At 40.1% G+C, this 23,996-nt stretch carries 20 protein-coding genes; 14 read left to right on the forward strand and 6 right to left on the reverse strand.

Features of this window, described 5'->3' with window-relative positions:
- Positions 1-19 precede the first annotated feature (19 nt).
- From D0Z64_RS00760 to D0Z64_RS00780, 5 genes are all read left to right on the forward strand, one after another.
- Positions 20-1,417 (forward strand): metallophosphoesterase family protein, encoded by a 1,398-nt coding sequence (locus tag D0Z64_RS00760; RefSeq protein ID WP_127345513.1) that lies wholly within the window; start codon positions 20-22, stop codon positions 1,415-1,417.
- 109 nt (positions 1,418-1,526) lie between these two features.
- A complete protein-coding gene (gene asnB / locus D0Z64_RS00765) occupies positions 1,527-3,476 on the forward strand; it encodes an asparagine synthase (glutamine-hydrolyzing) (protein WP_127345514.1) in 1,950 nt (649 codons plus the stop codon).
- 19 nt (positions 3,477-3,495) lie between these two features.
- Positions 3,496-4,788 (forward strand): carboxylate--amine ligase, encoded by a 1,293-nt coding sequence (locus tag D0Z64_RS00770; protein ID WP_127345515.1) that lies wholly within the window; start codon positions 3,496-3,498, stop codon positions 4,786-4,788.
- 193 nt (positions 4,789-4,981) lie between these two features.
- Positions 4,982-6,199, forward strand: coding sequence for an MDR family MFS transporter (locus tag D0Z64_RS00775; protein ID WP_127345516.1), 1,218 nt, complete (start codon positions 4,982-4,984; stop codon positions 6,197-6,199).
- An 84-nt stretch (positions 6,200-6,283) separates the two neighbouring features.
- Positions 6,284-8,233 carry a M13 family metallopeptidase gene (locus D0Z64_RS00780; RefSeq protein ID WP_127345517.1) on the forward strand — a complete coding sequence of 650 codons (1,950 nt, stop codon included), beginning with the start codon at positions 6,284-6,286 and terminating at the stop codon, positions 8,231-8,233.
- A 236-nt stretch (positions 8,234-8,469) separates the two neighbouring features.
- Here the strand turns inward: D0Z64_RS00780 and D0Z64_RS00785 are convergent, their stop codons facing one another.
- Positions 8,470-9,831, reverse strand: a complete 1,362-nt coding sequence (locus D0Z64_RS00785; protein WP_127345518.1) for an IS4 family transposase — start codon at positions 9,829-9,831, stop codon at positions 8,470-8,472.
- 351 nt (positions 9,832-10,182) lie between these two features.
- Here D0Z64_RS00785 and tnpA point away from each other — a divergent pair, with 351 nt between their 5' ends.
- Together tnpA and D0Z64_RS00795 are read left to right on the forward strand one after the other, a co-directional pair.
- Positions 10,183-10,593, forward strand: a complete 411-nt coding sequence (gene tnpA, locus D0Z64_RS00790; protein WP_006352589.1) for an IS200/IS605 family transposase — start codon at positions 10,183-10,185, stop codon at positions 10,591-10,593.
- Between the two features lie 23 nt (positions 10,594-10,616).
- A complete protein-coding gene (locus D0Z64_RS00795) occupies positions 10,617-11,903 on the forward strand; it encodes an RNA-guided endonuclease InsQ/TnpB family protein (protein WP_127345519.1) in 1,287 nt (428 codons plus the stop codon).
- 184 nt (positions 11,904-12,087) lie between these two features.
- Here the strand turns inward: D0Z64_RS00795 and D0Z64_RS00800 are convergent, their stop codons facing one another.
- The 3 genes from D0Z64_RS00800 to D0Z64_RS00810 form a co-directional block, all read right to left on the reverse strand.
- Positions 12,088-14,103 carry a KUP/HAK/KT family potassium transporter gene (locus tag D0Z64_RS00800; RefSeq protein WP_127345520.1) on the reverse strand — a complete coding sequence of 672 codons (2,016 nt, stop codon included), beginning with the start codon at positions 14,101-14,103 and terminating at the stop codon, positions 12,088-12,090.
- Between the two features lie 160 nt (positions 14,104-14,263).
- Positions 14,264-14,704, reverse strand: coding sequence for a hypothetical protein (locus tag D0Z64_RS00805; RefSeq protein WP_127345521.1), 441 nt, complete (start codon positions 14,702-14,704; stop codon positions 14,264-14,266).
- A gap of 95 nt (positions 14,705-14,799) precedes the next feature.
- Positions 14,800-15,261 carry a hypothetical protein gene (locus D0Z64_RS00810; protein ID WP_127345522.1) on the reverse strand — a complete coding sequence of 154 codons (462 nt, stop codon included), beginning with the start codon at positions 15,259-15,261 and terminating at the stop codon, positions 14,800-14,802.
- Between the two features lie 204 nt (positions 15,262-15,465).
- Here D0Z64_RS00810 and D0Z64_RS00815 point away from each other — a divergent pair, with 204 nt between their 5' ends.
- The 3 genes from D0Z64_RS00815 (at position 15,466) to D0Z64_RS00825 (ending at position 19,110) form a co-directional block, all read left to right on the forward strand.
- On the forward strand, positions 15,466-15,723 hold the full coding sequence (locus D0Z64_RS00815) for a DUF2922 domain-containing protein (RefSeq protein ID WP_127345523.1): 258 nt from the start codon (positions 15,466-15,468) through the stop codon (positions 15,721-15,723).
- 490 nt (positions 15,724-16,213) lie between these two features.
- A complete protein-coding gene (locus tag D0Z64_RS00820) occupies positions 16,214-17,578 on the forward strand; it encodes an SLAP domain-containing protein (RefSeq protein ID WP_127345524.1) in 1,365 nt (454 codons plus the stop codon).
- A 329-nt stretch (positions 17,579-17,907) separates the two neighbouring features.
- Positions 17,908-19,110 carry an IS110 family transposase gene (locus D0Z64_RS00825; protein WP_080881115.1) on the forward strand — a complete coding sequence of 401 codons (1,203 nt, stop codon included), beginning with the start codon at positions 17,908-17,910 and terminating at the stop codon, positions 19,108-19,110.
- Positions 19,111-19,250: 140 nt separating this feature from the next.
- Here D0Z64_RS00825 and D0Z64_RS00830 read toward each other — a convergent pair whose 3' ends face one another.
- Positions 19,251-20,528 (reverse strand): ISL3 family transposase, encoded by a 1,278-nt coding sequence (locus D0Z64_RS00830; protein ID WP_127345525.1) that lies wholly within the window; start codon positions 20,526-20,528, stop codon positions 19,251-19,253.
- 237 nt (positions 20,529-20,765) lie between these two features.
- On the opposite strand from D0Z64_RS00830, the gene D0Z64_RS00835 reads away from it, so the two are divergent.
- Positions 20,766-21,059: a hypothetical protein gene (locus D0Z64_RS00835; RefSeq protein WP_127345526.1), complete on the forward strand. Its 294-nt coding sequence runs from the start codon at positions 20,766-20,768 to the stop codon at positions 21,057-21,059.
- Positions 21,060-21,062: 3 nt separating this feature from the next.
- Here D0Z64_RS00835 and D0Z64_RS00840 read toward each other — a convergent pair whose 3' ends face one another.
- The gene (locus D0Z64_RS00840; RefSeq protein ID WP_127345527.1) at positions 21,063-21,281 is read right to left on the reverse strand and encodes a hypothetical protein; all 219 of its coding nucleotides are present in this window, start codon (positions 21,279-21,281) and stop codon (positions 21,063-21,065) included.
- Between the two features lie 240 nt (positions 21,282-21,521).
- Here D0Z64_RS00840 and D0Z64_RS00845 point away from each other — a divergent pair, with 240 nt between their 5' ends.
- Genes D0Z64_RS00845 through D0Z64_RS08770 form a run of 3 tightly spaced genes read left to right on the forward strand, consistent with a single transcriptional unit; the run spans position 21,522 to position 23,960 of the window.
- Positions 21,522-22,739: an SLAP domain-containing protein gene (locus tag D0Z64_RS00845; protein WP_127345528.1), complete on the forward strand. Its 1,218-nt coding sequence runs from the start codon at positions 21,522-21,524 to the stop codon at positions 22,737-22,739.
- Between the two features lie 44 nt (positions 22,740-22,783).
- The gene (locus tag D0Z64_RS00850) at positions 22,784-23,722 is read left to right on the forward strand and encodes an N-acetylmuramoyl-L-alanine amidase (protein WP_406565677.1); all 939 of its coding nucleotides are present in this window, start codon (positions 22,784-22,786) and stop codon (positions 23,720-23,722) included.
- Positions 23,673-23,960 (forward strand): SLAP domain-containing protein, encoded by a 288-nt coding sequence (locus tag D0Z64_RS08770; RefSeq protein WP_406565678.1) that lies wholly within the window; start codon positions 23,673-23,675, stop codon positions 23,958-23,960. The genes D0Z64_RS00850 and D0Z64_RS08770 overlap by 50 nt, the downstream gene beginning before the upstream one ends.
- The last annotated feature ends 36 nt before the right edge of the window (positions 23,961-23,996 follow it).

Genomic DNA, 23,996 nt, shown 5'->3' on the forward strand with positions numbered 1-23,996 from the left:
TTGTCTTTGAGGCGATTTTATGGGTTTATTTAGATACAGTCGGGAATTGATCGATAAGGTAATGGGAGCTCGTAAGCGGTCTTCAATTATGAAAAAGGGCGAATTAATCGACCCGATGCAAAAATTTACAACGATTGGCGAATACCATGTTGGTGAAGCTGATGGCACGCCAGGTGGCCATGACTATGTTTTAACCGTTTATAAAGATGAAAAAGGCACATTGCATCAGGCATTGAGCCCCGAAAGCACGCAAAAATTAGCGCCAGAATATGTTCGAAAGTTTAATGATGAATTAGGACGCTACCGTGCTTTTAAGAGCAAGAAGACCGGTCGCCGCTATTTAGTTGAAGATTATTTGGATGATTTCGTCAAAAATGTCGAGGGCCATGTTCGCAAGGGCGAGAACTCAGTTAATATCGGAGTGATCACTGACACGCACTTCAAAGATAAAGATAGTATTGATTTTTACGGCTGGAACGGATTGACTCATGTCCGCGAATTCTCATATCTTGATCAAACGGGCATTCTTAATTTAAAGGCGCACTTAGGCGATTGGATCGACGGTTCTGACGCTGGTCTGGTTAGCGAAAGCGAACTGATCAAGCTGCGTGACTCATTTAAATCTGATGACGTGCCTTATATGATGATCAAAGGCAATCATGATGAAAACGATAAGTTTGACGAGCATCATGATTTGCGGGCTTCATTCCCTGAAAATGAGTTTGAAAGCATCATGTGGCCGACCATGTACAAGCAGGCACGGATTCAGTATGTTTCCAAGCAGCATGGCGTTTCCTTCTTTGACCTTGATAATGTGCGCGTGATTTCTGTAAATACGTCGGACGTTCCATACGTTTTAAACAATAAGGAACAAAAGAAATATGATGAGAAGATCACTTTGGCAATTCGCGAAGACCAGATCGAGGAAATTATTGAAATCTTGTCCCACTCATCTGGCAAGCAAATTATTTTTATGAGTCATGCCAATCCAATTAACCGCAAAGGATCAAACGCACTCAAATATAATGGTCGTTCGCTGCACGAATTATTGGTTGCATTTAACCAGCGCGAACGCGGCCGCATGCACAGTAGTTCAGACGTGCCGCCGGAATTCCGCTTGTCAAACGACTTTGACTTTACTAAGATCAAAGATGCGCGCATCGTGGCCTACTTCTGCGGTCACCGTCACCGTGAGGATCAATACCGCATCAATGGGATTCAATACATCTTGTTTAACTGCTCAGCTTTAATGGGCAAGAACCATTCTTTGACTACCAAATACAATAAGAATTGGGATCGTAAGATCGACTTTGACAATGAATTTGCGGGTTATGTTGTCAATGTAGATTTGAAGAAGCACCGGATTCAAGTTTTTGGCTACGGAGCAGCCTCAACTCGCAGAATGTTTTTTATTTAGTAAAGATTTGACCACCAATTTGGCTATTACAAGTCTTTAGCTTATAATAAAAAAGTTCATATATTAGGAAAGTTTATACTATAGAGCAAAGATAAAGGGAGGTTTAATTATGTGCGGAATTGTCGCATTTTATGATCCAAAAATAAATGACAAACAAGCTGTCATTGGAAAAATGATGGCAACGATCAAGCACCGTGGACCTAGTTCCGACGGTTACTACACAAACGATGAAGTTGCACTTGGTTTTAGACGTCTTTCAATTATTGACTTGCGTGGAGGAAGTCAGCCAATTTACAACGAAGACAAGACCAGAGCAATTATTTTTAATGGTGAAATTTATAACTTTAAGCCTCTTAGAAAAGAATTAATTGATAAGGGACATACTTTTACAACCAAAGCTGATACTGAAGTCCTTCTCCACGGTTATGAAGAATGGGGCATGGATGGCTTGCTTAAGCGAGTACGCGGGATGTTTGCCTTCCTTATTTGGGATGACAACAACAAGACTCTTTATGGTGCCCGTGACTTTTTCGGTATCAAGCCAATGTATTATTCAACCCGTGATGGCCATTTACTGGTGGGTTCAGAACTTAAGAGTTTCCTTGAATTTCCTAACTTCAAGAAGGAATTGAACGTTGAAGCAGTTAAGCCATATTTGATGAACCAATACAATGACCTTGATGAAACTTTCTTCAAGGGTGTTTACCGTTTTCCAGCTGGTCACTGGTTTGAATACAAAGATGGCGAAATGCAAACCCACAAGTACTGGGATGCTGAATACAAAGAGAATAATTTGAGCTTTGAAGAAACGCTCAAGAAGATCAATGATGATTTGAAAGAAACTGTTGATTTGTACCGCAACGCTGACGTGCCAGTTGGTGCATTCTTGTCAGAAGGTGTCGACTCAAGCTACTTGACTACTTTGCTTGATCCAGATGATGTCTTCTCAGTTTCATTTGATGATTCAACCTATGATGAAGCTTCTAAGGCTAAGGCATTATCCGATATTAACGGTTGGCACTTCTTCAGCACTAAGGTTGATGCTGATGAAGCCATGCGTGATTTCCCAGAAATGCAGTACCACATGGATGAACCTGATGCCAATCCATCAATCATTCCGCTCTGGTACTTATGTAAGTTAGCGCGTAAGCACGTCACGGTTGCCCTTTCTGGTGAAGGTGCCGATGAATTGTTTGCCGGCTACGTAAACTATGGGATGCACACGCATAATGATGTAATCAAAGTCTTTACCAGCGAATTGCAAAAATTGCCAAAAAAGAAGCAATGGAAGCTTGCTAAAAAGATCAAGAAGATGCCAAACTTTCCAGGTCGAGTTCATATGTACACGAATTTGGCTAAGCCAAGCGAATTTTATGTTGGTCAATCTGTTATCTACGATATCAACTACCCAACAATTTTCACTTCTAAGGATGCTAACAGCGTCTTGCAGCCAGCTTACCGCAACAATTTGACAGTTAACGGCATTTACCAAAAAGACTTCAAGAAGGTTGAAAATGTTGACCGTGTAAAGCAAATGCAATACATCGATTTGCACCACTTCATGCTTAACGATATTGAGCAAAAAGCCGACAAGATTTCAATGGCACACTCGCTTGAACTGCGTGTTCCTTATCTTGATAAGAAGATTGCGGAGCTTGCTAACTCTATCCCAACTAAGTACCTGGTTAATCGTCATGATACTAAATATGCTTTGCGTAAGGCTTCAGAAAAAGTTTTGCCTGATGAATGGGCTAAACGGCCAAAGCTTGGTTTCCCAACGCCAATCAAGCAATGGTTGAAAGAGCCACGTTTTTACAAGCAGGTTCGTGAATTATTTGAAGCAGATTTCGTCAACGATATTTTTGATCAAAAGAAGATCCTTAAGCTGCTTGATGACAACTACAAGGGTGATGGTTCACACCGTCGTCAAATTTGGACTATTTATACTTTCCTTGTTTGGTACAAGTTGTTCTTTGTTGATTACAAGGGAACAGTTGAAAAGTATCAACACGTTCAACCGGAAGTTGCTAGTTTGATTGAACAAGGTAAGTTAGTTTAAGAGGGAGTTTTAGTACAGAATGAGTAAGAAATTTACGCCAATATTGCTTGGTAGTGATATCAATGTTTATGGAATGGCACGTTCATTTAATGAAGCATATGGTATCAAGGTTAAGGCTTTAGCCGATATTCAGCTTGCAGCAACCCGTTATTCAAAGATTGTTGATGTTGAACTTCACCATGGTTTTTCAGCTGATCCAACTTTCATGGATGTAATGCGCAAGAAGATGGAAATTTACAAGGATCATGAAGAACCAGTTATCTTGATTGCTTGTGGTGACGGCTACGCAGAACTTTTAGCCAAACACAAGGAAGAACTGAGCAAAGTCTTCGTTGTTCCATACATTGATTATGACTTGCTTGAAGTTTTGATCTCAAAGGAAGGCTTCTACAAGACTGCTGAAAAGTACGGTTTGCCATATCCTAAGACGCAAATCATTACCATGGATGATTACAAGGCTGAGAACTACTTAACCATTCCATTTGATTACCCAGTTGAATTAAAGCCTGAAGATCCTGTATCTTGGCTTAACTGCCAATTTGAAGGCCGTAAGAAGACTTTTACCATTCATGATGAAGCTGAACTTGCTGATATCGTGGGCAAGATTTACACTCACGGCTACAAGGCCGACCTTATTTTGCAGGACTTTATTCCTGGGGATGACTCTAACATGCGGACTTTGAACGCTTATGTTGACAAGAACCACCAAGTGAAGATGATGTGCTTAGGTCACCCGCTTTTGGAAGACCCAACGCCACAATCAATTGGTAACTATATGACCATTTTGCCTGCATATGATGAAAAATTGTATGAACAGGTTCAAAGCTTCCTTGAAAAATTAAACTACACAGGGATGGCCAACTTTGATATTAAGTATGATGTACGTGATGGCCAATACAAGTTCTTTGAAATCAACTTGCGTCAAGGTCGTTCAAGCTTCTACGTTACTTTGAACGGCTACAACTTGGCTAAGTGGTACATTGATGACTATGTTGAAGATAGCTTGAAAGATAAGAAGACTGTTTACGGCAATAAGCTTAAGTCAGAGCATAAGCTATGGTTAGGCGTACCAGTCAAGATCTTTGAGGAATACACATACGATAATGATGCCAAGCGTACTGCTGAAGAATTGATCCGCGAAGGCCGTTATGGCACAACTGTCTTTTATGACAAGGACCGCAACTTCAAGCGTTGGCTTCTTATGAAGTATATGTTCCATAACTACTACGCAAGATACAAGAAGTACTACGAAGTAAACAAGGGTCAATACTTTGAAGAAGCTAAGAAGTTAGGCCAACAAAAAGAAAAATAATTTTATTTATAAGAAAAAAAGTATGGAGAATGAAGTTAACCCCCAGAGTTGGACGAAAATCCAACCTGGGGGTTAACTTCAAGATGCTGTTCTTTTTTGTTTATTTCGTTATACTTAACGGTTTGCAGATATTGCTTTTCATGGCTAATTCTTGATATGCTAGAAGTTAGTGGAGGAGAAGGGAGTATTTTTTATGAAAAAAGAACACGGAATCGTCCCAAAAGATGAGATCAAACTAGTTTGGTTAATCGTCGGTGAGCTCGCCATGTGGATCGGCGCCAGCTTCATCTGGCCGCTGACCTCAGTTTACTTGAATAAACAGCTGCACATCAGTCTTTCAATGATTGGTGTGGTTTTATTTTGCAACTGCGTGGGCAATATTATCGGTTCAATTTTCGCCGGTCGTGCCTATGACCGCTACAATCCGTATCCCCTGATTCTTTGGGGCTTTGGGCTGGATGTCCTTGTTCTTTTTGCGATGGCTGCCTTCCACGGCTGGCCGGAATACTGGATCTTGCTGACTACGACTGGACTGCTCAGTGGCTGGAACAGTACGCTGATCAACTCCATCGCCACTAGTCTGAAGCGTTATTCAGGCCGCTACGTCTTCAGCGTTTTGTACTTTTCACAAAACCTGGGTGTGGTAACAGGAACCTTGATCGTCGGTTATCTTTACGATTATTCCATAACGCTCTTGTTCGTCATTGCTGCGCTTTTGTTCGCAGTTGCCTTCTTCAACGCGCTCTTCAATTACCGGCCAATTATTGCTTTTCATAAAGAACGGGTGGCTAAAGGTCACAGCGGCAAGCAGCAGAAGGCCGAACCAATGCCAAAACGCAATTTCATTATGGCAATGGCTTTCTTTACTACTTTAGGCGTTACTTGGCTGATGTACATGAATTGGGAATCCAACCTTTCTGTTTACATGGTTTCATTGGGAATACCATTCCACATGTATAGTTTGCTCTGGACTCTTAATGCCAGCGTAATCGTCATTATGCAGGGAATTTTGGCTCGTTTTCCTCGTTTGTTTAAAAACATTTTCCACCAGATCATCTTCGGTATTATCATGTTCTCAATTTCCTTTGTCACCTTGGTCTTTGCCAAAGATTTCCTTCACTTCGCCTTGTCGATGTTCATTCTGACTCTTGGTGAATCAACGGCCTTTCCAGCAATCCCAGCCTTCGTCAATGACCTGTCGCCACTGACTAGTAAAGGCAAGTATCAGGGGGCAACGATGGTAGCTTCAGGAATTGGCCGTGCTTTTGGTCCATTATTCGGTGGTTTGATTATTGATAAGGCCGGCTATTTGCCATTCTTCTGGGTGGCCGCAATCGTCATCGCCTTGATGATCGTCATGATGATCCCACTATATTTGAAGCTGCATGACAAGTTGACAATATATAAGTAGCTCTTTTAACCCTAAATTAGAATAAAATGATATAATTAAGTTGATTTAATTTTTTATTTTGGAAAAAAAGGAGGAATTTCCTTAATGAATAAAACCATGGCTGTGCGTGGCGGTAGTGGCAATATCTTACAACCTAAGGTAGGCACCCGCCCACAAGATAACTTGTATTTGGCTGTTAACTCAGAATGGCTTGAAAAAACAAAAATCCCATCTGACCGTTCCAGAATTACTTCTTTTGATTGCATCGACTTAGCAATTGAAAAGAACTTGATGAAGGACTTTGCGGATTTTGCAGACGGCAAGAAGGATTTGCCAGCTGTTCCTAATTTTGAAAAAGCAGTTGAATTCTACAAATTAGCACGTGATTTTGATAAGCGTAATCGTGAAGGTGCCGAACCAATTAAGGAAGATTTGGCAACAATTAATAATTTGCGCGACTTCGACGACTTTGTTTTAAAGGCCGCAGATCTTGAAAAGATTGCTGACTTGCCATTTTCATACTACGTTGATGCAGATATGAAGAATACCAAGGTGAATGTGCTTCATTTTGCCGGTCCTAGCACCTTTTTGCCAGATACGACTACTTATAAGACAGAATCTGCATCAAAGCTCCTGGACGTTCTTAAGAAGCAAAGCGTCAAATTATTGACGATGGCCGGCTTTGACGAAGCTGATGCTGAAGAGAAGGCCGACTTGGCTATCAAGTACGATGGCAAGATTGCGAAGATCGTTAAGTCCAGCGAAGAGTGGGCCGACTATCCTGCAATGTACAACCCAATGAAGATGGCTGACTTTGAAGCTAAGTTCACTGACTTCAAGATTGACTACTTCTTGAAGAACATCCTCGGCAAGGTTCCTGACAGAATCATCAACACTGAACCACGCTTCCTTGATCACGTCAACGAACTCATCAACAAGGACAACTTTGAAGAAATTAAGGCATGGATGCTGGTTGGCTTCATCAATGGCAACGCTAGTTACTTGTCACAAGAATTCCGTGAAGCTGCTTTCCCATTCAGTCAAGCTTTATCTGGTCAACCAGAATTGTCTAACGGTGAAAAGCAGGCATATCACCTGGCAAATGGTGCCTTCAGTGAAGTTGTCGGTGTTTACTATGGTCAAAAGTACTTCGGCGAAGAAGCCAAGAAGGACGTTTTGGACATGATTCACCGGATGCTTGATGTTTACGAAAAGCGGATCAATGAAAACAACTGGCTTTCTGATGCAACCAAGAAGAAGGTAATTGTGAAGCTTCGTGCTTTGATCTTGAAGGTCGGCTACCCAGACAAGATTGAAGAAATCTACAACAGATTGCAAGTAACGCCAGCTAGTCAGGGCGGCAGCTTGTATTCTAACGAACGGGCAGTTGCAATTGAACGTGAAAAGTACATGATTGAAAAATTGCAAAAGCCGGTTGACCGTACCGTATGGCTTATGCCAGGCAACTTGGTTAACGCCTGTTACGATCCTCAAAGAAACGATTTGACTTTCCCAGCAGCTATTTTGCAGGCTCCATTCTATGATTTGAAGCAAACTAGAGCGCAAAACTTCGGTGGTATCGGAACTGTTATCGCTCACGAAGTTTCTCACGCTTTTGACAACAATGGTGCGCAATTCGATGAGTTGGGCAACATGGTTAACTGGTGGACAGATGCTGACTACGCTGAATTTAAGAAGCGGACGCAAGCTGAAATCGACTTGTTCAACGGTATTCAATATGGTCCAGTTAAGCTGAATGGTAAGCAAATTGTTAGTGAAAACATTGCTGACCAAGGTGGTTTGACTGCTGCTGTTGAAGCTGCTAAGGATGAGGGCGATGACATGAAAGAATTGTTTGAAAACTTCGCTCGCATCTGGGCGAACAAGCAATTAGAGGCTTCAATTAAGACGCAAGTTTCAGTTGATGTACACGCACCTGGTCCTGAACGTGCCAATGTTCAATCACAATGTCAAGACGAATTCTACAAGGCCTTTGATGTTAAGGAAGGCGACGGTATGTGGCTTGCTCCTGAGAAGCGGGTACATATTTGGTAGAAAAAAGAGACACTCCGAGATGGAGTGTTTTTTTATAAAAAGTAAAATTAACTTTAGAAAATTAATGACTGTTTTTTACAAAAAAAGGGACACCCCGTGAGGACAATGTCATTAAGTTAAGACATTGACAAATCTGACAATATTTTTTGAGACATTTATCGAATTACTTTTCTCGGTAAATGTCTTTTTTTGATAGCACAAATAAGCCATCCTAGGATAGCCACTTTTTAATTAATCTAAGCTGCCAAACGATAAGGAAAACTGATAACTAATTTTGGTTTTAAATTACGTTTATCTTTTCTTCCCGGTCGAATTGGAGTTATATAAGATGCCATATCAAGCACTAATTGTGCAAAGCTTATATCTGAATTATCGCTTATTCGAAAGTATCGTCGCCAAATACAGCAGGCCATTTTAAAATCTATTTGATATTGATATTTGCTTTTAACATATGGCTTTGAGCTGGCGGCTACTGATAAGCTCACTGCATCATACATTGCAAAGTGAGCGTATATTTCCATGTAAACAAACTGATCTTTTTTAGAATGAAACTGCACTCCGCTTAGATCATATTTAAGCTCCCTAAAAGAAGTTTCTATTCCCCAGCGAAGATGATGGATCTCTTTCATTCTAGCTAGCGGGTATTTGTCCCGGTCTAAATTGGTGATCAGAACTTCCCACTCATCGTCTGAACCTGGTGGATTAATTCTAAACTTACAAATTCGAAATTTAACATTGCATATATCTTCATGGTCCCAGCGTGAATCTTTGGTATTTTTTGAGCGTACAGCCTTGTAATGATGTTTTTTATGAGAGACCAGGTGAAGAAACTTTTCCGTATCTTTGTGAGTTATATAGTAGCGATGCGATGCAGTTACTTTACAGGAAAGCTCGCTATCATATTCATGGCCTGACAATGTGGTAATTTCTTTAATAGCGCCATTCCCAGCTTTTGTTCGAATAACATAGTGACAATGCTTTAGCCGATTACAGGTTTCAATCAAATTAAAACTACTATAGCCACGATCCATTAAAACTAAAAAATCTTTTTCTTGTTTATCTAGATTCTTTAACATTGTTAGTGCCGCTTCACGCTCATCCATTTTTTGTCTGGGTTGAATGACCGTATCCAAATATAATTTATTCAAAACATCATAAAGAGCATTTACATGGATCTGACAATATGTTCGGCCATCTTTTGTTTGAACAACATTTTCTGATTTAGGATTAAATGGCTGATTAAAATCAGAGCCATCAATCGCAACCACTAAGTATTTGTCATCCAATAATTGTGGTGCATTGCTTGCCTGACTAAGCTCAGCCATGATTTCTTTAAAACATTCGGGTTTTAATTTAGCCTTTTGTTGTTCGAAAGCCGAAGCGGTCATTCTAGAATTTATGTTAGGAAAAGCATGAAAAATTTCCGAGTTCAAACTGCCGGCTCCCATGTTTAGAATCAGCCTAATCAAATCAACGACATTGAGCTTACGACAACGGGTAAAGGCCTGATCTGAAACAGAGAAAGCATGAATATTAGTGGCGATTTTATTGATAATATTATCCATCAGTTTTAAAATATTTGAGTGAAGGGATTTCATAAGAGTCACAGCTTTCTATGAAAGACCGGATAATATGACGAAAGTGAGCAGAAGAGTAAATTAGACTCTGCTCACTTTTTATTTTACGTAGAAAAAGAACCGAATCAAAATGATTCGGTTCATAAAGTCTGATTTTCGTCAATGTCTTAACTTAATGACATTGCCCGTGAGGATGTCTCTTTTCTTTTATGCAAAATGAACAAAAAGCGAGGAGAAAGAACGAACAATACCTCCCCATCTATTGATGAGGGGATGCATTCGGTCTTGCTCCTTCTTTTTTATTTCTTCAATTTAATGGTATAATAATTATGTCGATACAGACAAATATATCAACAGTTGGGACGATAATCAATGGTTAAAGAATATCATACTTCTTCCAGCGTTTCTATCTTGATCTATCACTTGGTTTGGGTAACCAAATACCGCAATAAAGCCTTAGATCACGAAACCAGACGAATGCTGGATCGGAAGATCAGAGAAATACTTGAAGAAAACTCCTGCAAGGCGGAAGCCTTAACGGTCATGCCAAATCACGTTCATTTGGAAGTGGCCATGCCACCGTGGATGTCGGTTACAGTTTTAATCAAAAAGCTGAAAGGAACGACCGCTCGCTGGCTGTTCAAGCAAAAGCCGGAGCTAAGAGAGCAGTTCTATCATCATCACCTATGGTCGCCATCCTATTTTGCACGCACCGTAGGCAACTGTTCGGAAGAAACAATCAAGCACTACGTAGAAACGCAATGGGAGCGTCCGTATAAGTAGCTAAGGCAAAGGAAGTGAAAGCAATGCGCCAGCAAAGCCAGCAGAAGGAAAATGAAGTCAAATTTGGCATTAACAGTGTCCGTGTTTATCCTACGGATGAGCAGAAGGTCTATTTTATCAATCTTTTTGGTGCTAACCGCTGGTTCTGGAATCAGATTAAAGACATGACGGATAAGCGCTATAAAAATAATCCCCAGCTTTCTTTTCCTTCCGTTTCTTCATTAAAGCGCCTCTTGCCCCGTCTAAAGCAGGAACAGGAATGGCTCAAAGAAATCGACTCGACTTCTTTGCAGGCTACGGCAGAATACTACTGCAATGCGCAGGAAGCCTTCTTTAAGCAGAAGCCTAAAGGCAGGAAACCGCCTAAATTCAAATCACGTCACTATTACATGCAAAGCGCTACGATTAAAAACGTGCATTACCGCTATAAGCTTAAGAAGGATAATACGTTGCACGAAGGCGATCAGATTCATGTAGTTGATCCGCACACTTTGCAGGTTGGCAAGAAGCTTTCGCTGCATACCAGCTCTTTGAAATGCTTAAAGGGCTGTACGATTAAGCGGATGATGATTAAGTATCGCCAAGACTTAGACCGTTTCTATTTAAGCTTTACCGTGGTTAAGGAGAAAAAAGACCTGCCTAAGTATGCGGAAAAGATAAAGAAAACCGGCAAGGCGGTCGGCATTGATGTGGGCTTAGGCAAGGAATGGCTGGTCACCAGCGATAAGCACCGTTGGAGCGTGCCCGATACTTTTGCTCTTGAGAGACAAAAGAACAAGGTACAGAGCCACTTTGACCGCAACCGCAGTGCGATTGAAAAACGAGTAGCACGTTTCAACCATGAGCATAAAGAAACCAAGATTGAAAAGTATGATTTTCAGAATTGGCAGAAGCTCCGCAAGACTAAGAGCAAGTATCAGCTAAAAATAGCCAATAAACGCTATGATTACCTGCAAAAAGTTACTACTTGGCTGGTTAAGCATTACGATGTCATTGCCATTGAGGATTTGAAAACCAAGAACCTCATGCGCAATCACAAGCTTGCTCACAACATAGCCAATGCAGGCTGGAGAATGTTCAGACAGATGCTTGAATACAAGTGTGAGTGGTACGGTAAAAAGCTGATTGTCGTAGCACCGCAGTATAGCAGCCGTATCTGCTGTGAATGCGGTAAAAAGAATCCAGCGTTCAATCATATTAAAACAAGGGACTGGCTGGCAGTGCGCCAGTGGGAGTGTCCGTTTTGTCACGCACAGCATGACAGAGACGTTAACGCTTCAAGAAACATTCTCAAACGTGCCCTAGCATAAAAATAAAATACAGGTATGGACCGTACCTTGCTAAAATAGGCAGACCGCTACTTTCGTGCAGGCATTGAAAAACTGTTGTCGTGCAACCAAGTTGCCCACGTTTTTAGAAACGGAGAAAGCAAGTCATAGCTGTTCGCAGAATCTCTTGTGTAAAGAGACCACCCATCTATTGATGGGTGGAAGGTCATTTCAAATTAGAATAATTTTTCGGTGCAACACGCTTGATATATGAAGGATTTGGTCGACCCAAAATCAACGGTACACGTTCAACAACCGTATCCGCATATTCCAAACCGAACCATGAAGCTGGGTTTGAAGATAAGTTCTGCAAGCCAACACGAGCTTCAACCGTCCACTTTTCAAAACCAGTCAATTGCGTTCGTGGTGAGATCACATCGTTAACGATGACGAAGGAGAAGTCACCTACATTACGGCCTGGAGTGGTGGTGTAATCTTGTGGTTGTGGTTCAATCGTACAGTCCGCAATTAAATCGTGGACAATTTGTCTAATATAAACGTTAACGCTGGTCTGCTTCTTGAATCCCAAGAAGAGCTGCACGTTGATCACGTTCTTCGTGCCGTAAGTATTAACAGCGTATTCAGCGGTAAATGGCTCGTTAGTAACGTTAACTGTTACGAACCAGTAAGCCTTGGCCCGCTTTGGTCGTTTATCTAAAATTGAATAAAGAATCTCACGTTTGATGAACTTGTTGTACTTAACTTTAGCCATGTAAACCAAGTTAGTAGCGTAAATTGGGTAGTCTTCGTCGTGACTTAATTTGGTAAGCATGTCAGTGTATTCGTCCAAACGCACGTAGGCATTTCTTGATTCACGCTTGTCACGAATCTTGTTGCCGTAGAACCAAATGTACATGATGCCCAGGATGAAGCCAGCGATTAAAACCGTTACGTAGCCACCGTGCATGAATTTAGTCATGCTGGAGATCAAGAACATGCCTTCAATAAAGGCGAAGGCGATCAGAAACAAGATCCGCAGTGCGAGCGGCTTTTGCTTTTTGCCCAAATATTCAAAGAGCAGGATGGTCGTCATCAGCATCGTAACCGTGATGGCCAAGCCATAGGCTGCTTCCATGTGGTGCGAAGTTCTGAAAAGAAAGACGATGGCACTCGTTACGACGCAAATCATCTTATTAATGGAAGGAATGTAAATTTGTCCTTTTTTATCGGAAGGATAAATAATGTTCATTCTTGGTAAAAACTTCAGCCCGCTGGCTTCGGCAACCAAGGTGAAGGAGCCGGTGATCAAGGCTTGAGAAGCGATGATGGCAGCGATGGTAGCGATAATAATTGCAAAAATCCGCAGATTTTCCGGTACCACTTCAAAAAAGGGGTTAAAGTTACCAGAAGTGTGGAAATTAGGGTTTTGCAAGATCCAGACGCCTTGGCCTAAGTAATTCAAAGCCAGGCAGATGAAAACGTAAGGCCAGGAACCGATAATGTTGGCTTTGCCGACGTGACCGACATCTGAATAGAGGGCCTCAGCACCAGTGGTTGCCAGGAAGACTGAACCCAGGATCAGGATGCCGACCTTATTGGCGGGGCTGAACAGAATTTTGATTGCGCAAACCGGGTTGATTGCTTCCAGGATCGACCAGTCGCTGCTCATGTTGACGAGGCCAACGACGCCCAGGAAGGTGAACCAGATCAGCATAATTGGACCAAAGGACTTGCCGATTATTCTGGTTCCCATGAACTGGATTGAAAAAAGGACCAGCAAAATGGCGATGGTAATGCCGATGACCATGTTTTGGCTGGAGACCGGGATGGCGGAGCCGAACTTCATGTTTTTGAGCCCTTCGATGGCGGTAGTAACCGTTACGGCTGGGGTCAAAGTACCATCAGCCAGCAGTGCTGCACCACCAACCAGGGCAGGGATAACCAGCCATTTGGCACGCTTTCTGACGAGGGCATAGAGCGAGAAGATGCCACCTTCGCCGTGGTTAGTGGCTTTCAGCGCGATCATCACGTATTTTACCGTAGTCAAAAGCGTTATGGTCCAGAGAACGAGGGATATTGAACCGACGATAAATTCGCGGTTGACGTTGGCGATCCCACCATTTTCAACGACGATTGATTTCATTACATAAAGCGGACTGGTACCGATATCGCCATAAACGATCCCAATCGCAATTAGCAGTCCAGCGAGGGACATTTTGCGTTTTTTATCAGATTTACTCATTAGTTAATCTCTATACATCTATACTTAATATATTAATTAAATTTAAATTTTAATTAATATAAAGAAAGAAAATAAAATAGCAACCACAAAAAGAATAAGTTTTAGTGAAATTCTCGTAAAAAAAGACTACCCCGTCTGGGATCGCCTTTTTGCTCTTGAATTAAGATAAAGAACCAGGAATCTTAGCACGACGCTTTTCGTACCAAGTGTTCCAATCTTCGTAAGTCTTCATTTGTTCTGGATCAATATCTTCGTCCTTGCTGATTTCGTCAAGTAAAGCCTTGAAGTTGTAATCGTGGTATTGAAGTACGTGCTTGATCAAAGTCTTGCGTGGGAAGTGGATATTGTTAAGCAAGTATTTGTTAATGTCGACCATGTTGTGGTTCTTGTCGTATAAGTTGATAATTTCCAAATCATCTAAGCCGAATTGAGCAATGTAGAAGTTAGCGAAAACCTTTAAGTAATCTGGTTGTTCCTTGAATTCTTCAGGTTCCATGGTTACGCGGTTAGCTTTTGGCATAACTACCTTAAAATCAGGATTTTCGTCTTCATCCTTTTCTTCTTCGGCCTTTTGATTGGTGTTCTTTTCTTCTTCAGTCAATTTAGGGCACTCCTTTTTATAAAAATCGGAAAATCAATACTAATTTTACAGAGTTTTTGCGATAAAGGCAACTATTCACGCGTATTTGCGTGGAATTACTGCCCATTATTTAAATAATCTTGGACATCTGAGCGGGTAATCTGGTCAGGATCGCTGTGACCATGGTTAACGCAGAAGCGGTACAAGTCGATGATATCTTGTGGACTCCAAGCATTAGGGTTGAAGCCGAGGACTTTGAGCTTGTTCTTAACACTGATGATCGTATCTTCGCTGACGGTCTTGCCGCTAACGGTATGATCTCCTGCTTTGCCTTCGCCTTGCTGACCGGCAGTACCAGTGTCAGATGAGGAAGATTGGGATTGGGAAGAACTGTCATCGCTGCTATCTTCGGATGAGTCTGAGCTAGTTTGCGAGGAAGACTTTTTGGATGAAGTCTTGGAACTGGCTGTTTGCGAACTAGGCGCGGCGTTCTGCTTGTTTTCTTCATAAATGATAAAACCGCCGCCACTGATCACAATGATGATGGCAATGATTCCCCAGAGAAATGATTTCTTCATATATATGTAAGTTCCTTTCCATATTATGTTTTCTTCTATTATATCTTGTTTGCTAAAAAATTTGAAAAAGGGTGTTACAAAATCGCGTTTCAGATTATTAGTAATAGTGTAAGATATCTGGCGCGCGGGTTGATTACGGACAACCATATCACAAACGTTACATCATGCCTATCACACAGTTTTTGAATAAGAGGAGAACAAATAATGACTAATACAACTAAGACTTGGAGATTAACTTTTGTAGGTGCTGATGCTAAGAAATACACTCTTGCTTTGACTGATGCCAAGGCTAACCTTAATGAAGAAGAAGTAAGAGTCGCAATGGAGAAGATTGCGACTAGCAACTTGTTTGAGAAGGAAGAAGTACAAATTTATGCTCGTGCTCATGCTGCTGCATACGTTGACCGTACTGTTACAGACATCTTCGATGATTCTGCAGCTACTGCAGGTGGGCAAAACTAGTTTAGAGATATATTTCGAGCTTGACGAATTGATCGACCGATTGAAAAAACGTCGGTGGTAGGGAAAAGTCATGTTACAGATTACCTATTTTCTGTCAAACGTTTGTAAAATTTGTGATTTTATAAAGAAACTATAAAGATAATATAAAGACAGGGGCGACCATGTCTTTCTTGTTATATCAACATTTTTTAGTTAATTGAATTAAAATTGGCGAAAAGATCGGAATTTTTTAGTTATTACAAAATAAAAACAATAGGTATTCTGCTTGCCTTTTAGGGCAGGGGTTAGTAAAATATGAATTGTGGTAAGTAATAGGACTTGTGCTTCAGGCGTGTCGCCTGTACGCATGCTGATCCTTCAGCAAGACTACTACCTCATAAGAGTTATAAACTTATGAATCTTGCTCGAAGAATTTTGTACATTACAGGCTTCGGTCATGCTAAAGCCTATGGCCTATTACAATTTTGTAATTTCAAGGAGGAAAGACCACATGAAGAAAAATTTAAGAATTGTTAGCGCTGCTGCTGCTTTATTAGCTGTTGCTCCAGTTGCTGCTGTTGCTATGCCAGTTAATGCTGCAACTGCTGCTACTACTGCTAGTGCAACTACTACTAACGAGCCAACTGTTGACTTAAGTAATACAGGTTCTGTTAGTGAATCTAAGGATACTCTTAATGTAACTCCATCATTTACCTTGACTAGGGGTCCTAAGAGTAATTCTACAAAGCTTCAAGGTACTCTTGAAGCTTCTCTTAACGGTACTTCAGTAACTGCTGATGTAGCTGACGTTGCTAAAGGTGTTACCTTGACGGCTCAAAACGCGGCCAAGACTACTCTTTACAGTTACGATACATCAACGAACCAGGTTGTTAATAACCTTAGTGATGTACACGTAGGTGGCGTATACACTATGACTCTTAGGGGTGTAGGCTTCAGCTTTGGTAAAGCTAATGCAGGCAAGACCTTAACTCTTAAGGTGCCTAACAATGTTACAGTTAGTGGTGCTAACTACAATTCGCAGGACCATACAGTAACTTTGGACCAATACGGTAATGTAACTGATTTGACATTTACCTTAGACGTTAAGGCATATAACTCAGAAGACACTAGCGCTGTAAGCTTTTACGATAAAAAGTCAGGCTTAGTTGCATCTCAAGGTTCATACATGAAGCTTGCTGATGAAAATGGTGACCTTAATGTAAATACTCTTTTGGATAAATTAAAGGGTAAGTATGAAGCAATGCAATTCGAAAACGGTAGTTTCGTCCCTGTTACTGTAACTACTACTGTTGACGATGTTAAGGCTGAACTTGAAAAGGCTGGTATCAAGGTAGACGCTGCTGGTAACTTTGAAGCACCAGACACATTCACTGTAACTTTAAATGCTAAGTCAGACTTTAACGGTAAGACTGCTTCATTACCTGTAGTTGTAACTGTTCCAAATGGTAAGTCAACTGTTGAACCTAGCGTATCTAAGACTGTTATGCACGCAGCTTACTACTACGACAAGAACGGCAAGCGTGTAGGTACTGACGTGGTTCCAACTTACAGCTCAGTAAACTTGGTATCTGACTCTTCAGCTTCAAACGGCTTGAAGACTTACACTATCAACGGCAAGAGCTACTACAAGGTTGCTAACGAAGACAAGTACCTTGCTGCAGGTAACGTTACTGGTACTTCACGTACTTTGAAGCACAACGCATACGTTTACAAGACTTCAAAGAAGCGTGCTAACAAGGTAACCTTGAAGAAGGGTTCATCAGTAACTACTTACGGTTCACCAGTTAAGTTAGCTAACGGCAAGCTTTACTACAGAGTTGGTCAAGCCAAATACGTAAAGGTTGCAAACTTCTAATAAGTAGTTAGCAAACGCTAATTAATAAAAAAGGTCGAAGCGAATGCTTCGGCTTTTTTGTATCTAATTTTTATGGCTCTTTGTCAAACACCCTAAAGTATAAAGGTAGATAGAAACATGACGATGTTTTTATCTACCTTTTTTCTTATACTTAGATTGAGGTTGAGGTCGACAACAGAATGGAATATTAAATTCGACTGTCAAACGGGCCCATAAATGTTTATTTTCAATCAAACTAGATTAAGGGTGTGGATCTCAGAGATCGTATAATCAAGAAATGGAGCTGAAAATAAATATTTGCCTCAATTGATTTAAAACGGGGTGATTAGGTGAATATTATTGGTATTGATGTTAGTCAAGGTGAAAGTCATGCCACTTTGATAACAAAAGAAGCGGAAGAAATAGCTTTTAAATTTAAGCATAATAAGAGCGGTTTCCAAATATTAAATTCTTATATTAAACCCGGTACAATAATAATATTTGAAACTACAGGTGTTTATTCGGCTCAGCTTACTACTTATTTAAAAAATAAAAAGGTCAAATTTTATGAGCTAAATCCCCTAGAAGCAAAATTAAGAATGGCTTCTTTGAGAAGAAATAAAACTGACAAGAATGATTCATTTAAATTAGCTTTATTGGGTAAAACTCAATTAGCGGAAATAAAGAATCACTGTAATAAACAATCTAATTCGTTGTATGAATCTTTACGGATTTTATCTTTGAGATATAAGCAGTTAATTAAATGTAGAACCAGAATACTTAATTTCCTTCGTTCTAGCTTAGAGCTTACTTTCCCAGAACTAAATCAGATTTTTAAAAATGCTTATGCAGTTTTAGCCCTTCAAGTATTTAGAATGTATTGTCATCCTGACTTTTTGGTAGGATTAACTCTTAAAGAAATGACCACTAGAGTTTACCAATCTGTTAGCAGGCGAATACATAAAGATGTAATTCAAAGTTATTGTGCTCAGGTTTGGTTAGCAGCTAAAGATTCTTATCCTGCTGTTCCAGCAAATTCTTTAGAAATTGAAATTATTTCAGAATATTGCGATGAGATAGAAAGCTACAATAAAGAAATAGCCTATATTCAAAACAAGTTAATCAAGACGGCTGTTGGCTTGGATGATTTCAAAGTTATTTCCAGTATTCCCGGAGCCGGTCAATTAAATAGCGCTCTATTATTAGGCTTTACTGGTGATATTGCTCGCTTTGATAATTATAAACAACTCAATGCTTTCCTAGGTTTGGATTTAAATAGATATCAGTCTGGTAAATACATTAAAGGCGATACAATTAATCGTAGAGGTAGTAGTCAAGGCAGAGCTGTTGAAACAGACATGATTCGAAGTATGTTAAGAAATCAAGGCAAAATTCAAAATCATTTAATTGATTACTATTACAAATTAAAAAAGCCGCCTTTCAATAAGCATGACAAGGTAGCTTTAATAGCATGCGCCAATCATTTGAATCGCACTATTATAAATTTGGTCCACACACATCAACTTTATAATTATTCTAAGGCGATTAATTAATAGATGTTTAGCACATAATAAGTGAAAAAACTGCCAAAAGATTAGTCTTTTGGGGCTATGTTTAGTATACTCTTTTTTTCTCTGTAGTAATGCTTGACATTCTATAAGAAATCCTGTTGATAGAGAGTAAATGAAGAGAATCAAGCAACCATTAAAAGGCTGTTTGGTTCTTTTTCTTTGTACAGATTTTCTTCCAAACGAATTCTGGTTAAGAGATTGGTAAAATTGGAATAGCCAAAGGCAGTTCGTTCAATTTGTTTAATTTTGCGGTTGAAGCCTTCAAGACAACCATTAGAATAAGGCAATTCTGCTCCATTGAGCACTGCTGTTAGATTGTGTTTAAAGGTTAAAAGCGTTTTATGCATTAGAGTTCCAATTTGATCTTTGCAGTTGATTAATGACTTAAGCTTTTGAGTATTACCCGTTTCAATGGCTTGAATAAAGTCCTGCATTAGGTTATATGAATTCTCTAAAGCGGTGCTGGCATTGATGCCTTCTGTGACTACTTGGGCTTGAGTTAAGCAGTCTTTATAATGCCAATTGTAGCGAGGATGAACCTTTTCGAGCTCATCAAACTTCTTTAAATATAATTTCCAAGGAGATTTGAGCAACTGATACTGTCTGGATCTTTTATCAAAGGTCTTCATGACTTGGACTCTCAACGAATTGAATGATCGGGTAAGCATTTGGATCATATGAAAACGATCGATGACAATCTGAGCATTAGGAAAACAGGCTCTGACGATATCTTGATAGTAAAAATTAAGATCCATCGTGACCGTTTTAACGTTAGCTCTAGCTTGAGGTGAGAAACGTCCAAAATACTTAAGCAAAGTCTTCTTGTAGCGAGTTCTAAGAATCTGAACGACCTGATGATTGTCACCATCCAAGCAGATAAAGTGCAGCTGGCGGTCGACTCCCTTGAATTCATCAAAAGCCAAGTGTGCTGGCAGATATTCGTAAGTATCAATAAATCGGTGTGAACAGCTGCCTAGTACTCTTTGAACGGTATTGATCGAAACATTGTTTTCTCTGGCAATGCTGGTCATAGATCGATCTTCAGTTAAAGCTGATAATACTTTGAGCTTAGAAGCGTTAGAAATAGAACAGTATTTGTTTACTAGTTCAGATTGAGCCATGGACCAGCGCTCACAATCACGACATTTAACTCGCTGCTTAGCCAATCTGATAATGACAGGCAAACTGGCATTAGCTGTCGGATAGTGAATATTGGTAATCAAGTGGCCATTGTGCAAGAGATCCAAAGAACCACAGAAAGGACAAGCAGGTTGAATTAGCTCGGCTTCATAAATTTTATGCTTTTGCAGTTTGATTGACTTGTAAAAATAATCTTTAAAAACAATATTTTCGTCTTTAACATCAAGCTCGAATTTAATACAATGATTAAGAGAGGACATAGAAATCACCTTTATTTATAAAATGTTTAGTGGAATAGATTTTTTATTGAAGAGGACTATGTCCTCCTTTTTTGATGCAATAAAAAACCTGTTAACAGCTTATCATACAGATAAGTCATCAACAGGAAAAATTATAGAGCCATTTTTATTTAAAAAACTATAGACATCCCCACCACTATCTGATATTCTGAAATACTCGGTAATTTTACCGAGAATACATTTTAATGAGTTATATGAATGAACGGTAAAATACATAAATACCGCGATTTAAGTGTGGAAAATATCAAAAAAATGTACAAGAATGACGCGGGGTTCAGAAGACTGTTCGCCGTCAAAAACGAGTATATAGTTAGAATTCGTTCGACTATCACTATCTTCGATTTTAGTGCCGAACCAATCGCTTCTAAATATCAGACCGTCATCCTTGATAATGTAACGTTACTGTTTGATGAAGCAATAATAACTTCCTTGTTAGCTTTAGCACCGCTAATAATTACATCACTGTTTGCGCCTTTTAAGTTAGCAGTGTAGGTGTTACCCACCAAAGCTTGCTGAAATAGTACCCTTAAGGCTACCGTTAACCTTACCGTTCTTAGCAGTTAAAGTAAGGCTTGGAGTAACATCTACTGGGTTCTCAGCAACATCAGTAGTAGTAGAACCTAAGTTAATTTCAGTATAGTTACTACCAGTAGTGGCGTCAGCTGAAACAGTAGAAACAGCAGCAGCGCTAACAATTCTTAAATTTTTCTTCATGTGGTCTTTTTCTCCTTGAAATTACAAAAATGTAATAGGCCATAGGCTTTAGCATGACCGGAGCCTATAATGTACAAAACGAATTTTTCGCCCGCGTAAATCGCGTACCCGATACAAAAGGGCATTTTTGTTACAAATAAATAGAGAATTATTATATTTTGATTGCAAAGAAACGTTTAGAGTTGTTAAGCTTTCCTTAAGCAGATACAATAGAATTGTTATCTTAAGGAGGAAACCCACTTGAAAAAGAAATTAATCACTGGTTTCGCTGTCGCAGCAGTTCTCTCAGGAACCGCTATTCCAGCAATTAATAACCTATCGAATTTTAAGACAGTACAAAGTCACACAGTAAAAGCCGCAACCCTGACTGCCACAGAATCGGCTTTTCTTACTAAAGCTGCTACTCAAGCACAAAAGGTTGCGAAAAAATACGGAGTATATCCATCTGTTATGATTGCCCAAGCAATCGTTGAATCAGATTGGGGTAAGTCAACCCTTGCTACCGAAGCCAACAATTTATTCGGGATGAAGGCTGGGGATGATTGGACTGGTGCTACCTATAGTGCCACGACTCGTGAAGAAGATAGCAGCGGTAAGAGTTACTATATTACTGCTTCTTTTAGAAAGTACACTTCTTACGAAGGTTCATTTGATGATAATGGTAAGAAGCTGCGTCTTGGTGTAAGTTGGCAGCCAACTCGTTATTCAGGTGCTTGGATCGAAAATGCTTCAAGCTATGCCGCCGCTACTAAGGCCTTAACTGGTACCTACGCAACTGATCAAAATTACAACACTAATTTGGATCAACGAATTACGCAATATAATTTGACTAAGTATGATCCAACTATTTCTAAGACCGCCAAGTCCTACAAAGTTGCAACTACTGCTGCAACCTATACTTGGCCAACTGACCACAGCGTTTCAACTAAATCTGGTTCCATCAAGAAGGGTGAAACAGTAACTGTTGATAAGACGATTACCTATTATAATGGTTCTAAACGGATGCACATTGCCGGTAAGGGCTGGGTTAACTCAACTGTTCTTGAATCCAAGTCCGCTCTTCCTGCAACTCAGGCACCAACCAACGCTACTGTAGTTAAAAAGAATTTGATGCACAATGCCTACGTTTATGACAGCAAAGGCAAGCGTCTCACTACAGTTAAGGCACTCAAAGAAGACAGCGTCATCACCACTTATGGCACCAAGACCATCAATGGTCGCAAATATTACCAAATCGGCAAAGATTCCTATGTTGCTGCCGGTAATATCGATGGTACAATGCGCCTGCTCAAACATAATTCCTATGTTTACAATGGTAGTGGCAACCGCGACAATGATTTAGTCTACAAGAAGAATCGTTCTCTTGCTACCTATGGTAGTGCCGTAAATATTATGGGCAAGAAATACTACAAGATTGGTATCGGCCAATATGTCAAGAAAAGCAACTTTGCTAAATAGTGACTGCTCTCAAGTTTGGTAGGGGAAACGAGGGAAGACTGTGAATGAATTTTAAAAAAATGGTCACTAGCTTAACATTGCTTGCGGCTTCTTTACTAGGCATGCTCAATGTCACCCAGGCAAAGGCAGCTGATACCACGTCAGTAATGATTAACAGTATTGCAAAACAAAACAGTTATGTCGGCGTTACTTATCTATATAAGATGCTGGCAACAGAAAATATTACTTATAATAAGTTTTATACCAAAAATAAAATCGTTTATCGCAACAACGGTAAGCCAGAAGGGATCGTCATTCACGAAACTGGCGATCCAGGTGCCACCGCTTACGATGAAGCGATCTATTTCAACCGTGAATGGAATACGATGTATGCTTACGTGCATGCCTTCGTTGATCACTCACAAGTAATTCAAATGATGACTCCTAACTATGGGGTTTGGGGCGCTGGTCCAATGGCTAACGACCGTTTCGTTCAAATCGAGCTTTGTGAAGAAACAACGCGTGATTATTTCGCCAAAAGCGTCAACAATGATGCCATTTGGTGTGCTAAAATTTTGCACCGGTATAATTTAAAGCCAATTAATGCCTGCAGCACAGGCGAAGGTACGATTTGGTCCCATGCTGCTGTTTCTAAATTCTTAGGCGGTACCAACCATGGTGATCCAGATGGTTACTTCGCTAAATGGGGTTACAGTATGGATCAGTTTTTTGAATTGATTAAATATTACTATGATTTGCAGGCGGCCAAGACCAATACTGCCGGCACATCAAATAAGGTAACGGTGAAAGCAACTTCAACTGCATCTGTAGCTTCTAATATTGTCAAGATCCCAACTGCTAAAACTGGCCAAAAAGAAATTATTCATAACGCTGCGATTTATAATTCTAAAGGCCAAAAGGTAAAGGGCAAAGCAAGCAAAAAGGCCGGAACAGTTGTCACTGTCATTAAGTCTACTACTATTAATAAAAAGAAATACTACTAATAAAAAGAAATACTACCAAATTGCGACGAATGAGTACATTGCCGTTGGCAATGTCGATGGTACGACGCGGACATTGAAGCATAATTCGTATATTTACGATACGGTTGGCGTTTCCGATGGCAAGACCAAGCTGATGAAGAACAGCCAAATTAAAACCTACGGAAGCAAAGTAACAATTGCCGGAATTAAGTATTACACCATCAGTCCAACGCAATTTGTCAAAGCACAAAATTTTTAAAATAAACGATTAAAGTCGCCGGCTGGCGGCTTTTTT

It is taken from the genome of Lactobacillus amylolyticus (assembly GCF_003999355.1).
GTDB classification, from domain to species: Bacteria; Bacillota; Bacilli; order Lactobacillales; family Lactobacillaceae; genus Lactobacillus; species Lactobacillus amylolyticus.

Bases quoted from the DNA above. Each gene is read 5' to 3' on its own strand.
- D0Z64_RS00760 (WP_127345513.1), top strand. From the start codon at position 20: ATGGGTTTATTTAGATACAGTCGGGAATTGATCGATAAGGTAATGGGA.
- asnB (WP_127345514.1), top strand. From the start codon at position 1,527: ATGTGCGGAATTGTCGCATTTTATGATCCAAAAATAAATGACAAACAA.
- D0Z64_RS00770 (WP_127345515.1), top strand. From the start codon at position 3,496: ATGAGTAAGAAATTTACGCCAATATTGCTTGGTAGTGATATCAATGTT.
- D0Z64_RS00775 (WP_127345516.1), top strand. From the start codon at position 4,982: ATGAAAAAAGAACACGGAATCGTCCCAAAAGATGAGATCAAACTAGTT.
- D0Z64_RS00780 (WP_127345517.1), top strand. From the start codon at position 6,284: ATGAATAAAACCATGGCTGTGCGTGGCGGTAGTGGCAATATCTTACAA.
- D0Z64_RS00785 (WP_127345518.1), bottom strand. From the start codon at position 9,831: ATGAAATCCCTTCACTCAAATATTTTAAAACTGATGGATAATATTATC.
- tnpA (WP_006352589.1), top strand. From the start codon at position 10,183: ATGGTTAAAGAATATCATACTTCTTCCAGCGTTTCTATCTTGATCTAT.
- D0Z64_RS00795 (WP_127345519.1), top strand. From the start codon at position 10,617: ATGCGCCAGCAAAGCCAGCAGAAGGAAAATGAAGTCAAATTTGGCATT.
- D0Z64_RS00800 (WP_127345520.1), bottom strand. From the start codon at position 14,103: ATGAGTAAATCTGATAAAAAACGCAAAATGTCCCTCGCTGGACTGCTA.
- D0Z64_RS00810 (WP_127345522.1), bottom strand. From the start codon at position 15,261: ATGAAGAAATCATTTCTCTGGGGAATCATTGCCATCATCATTGTGATC.
- D0Z64_RS00815 (WP_127345523.1), top strand. From the start codon at position 15,466: ATGACTAATACAACTAAGACTTGGAGATTAACTTTTGTAGGTGCTGAT.
- D0Z64_RS00820 (WP_127345524.1), top strand. From the start codon at position 16,214: ATGAAGAAAAATTTAAGAATTGTTAGCGCTGCTGCTGCTTTATTAGCT.
- D0Z64_RS00830 (WP_127345525.1), bottom strand. From the start codon at position 20,528: ATGTCCTCTCTTAATCATTGTATTAAATTCGAGCTTGATGTTAAAGAC.
- D0Z64_RS00835 (WP_127345526.1), top strand. From the start codon at position 20,766: ATGAACGGTAAAATACATAAATACCGCGATTTAAGTGTGGAAAATATC.
- D0Z64_RS00840 (WP_127345527.1), bottom strand. From the start codon at position 21,281: ATGAAGAAAAATTTAAGAATTGTTAGCGCTGCTGCTGTTTCTACTGTT.
- D0Z64_RS00850 (WP_406565677.1), top strand. From the start codon at position 22,784: ATGAATTTTAAAAAAATGGTCACTAGCTTAACATTGCTTGCGGCTTCT.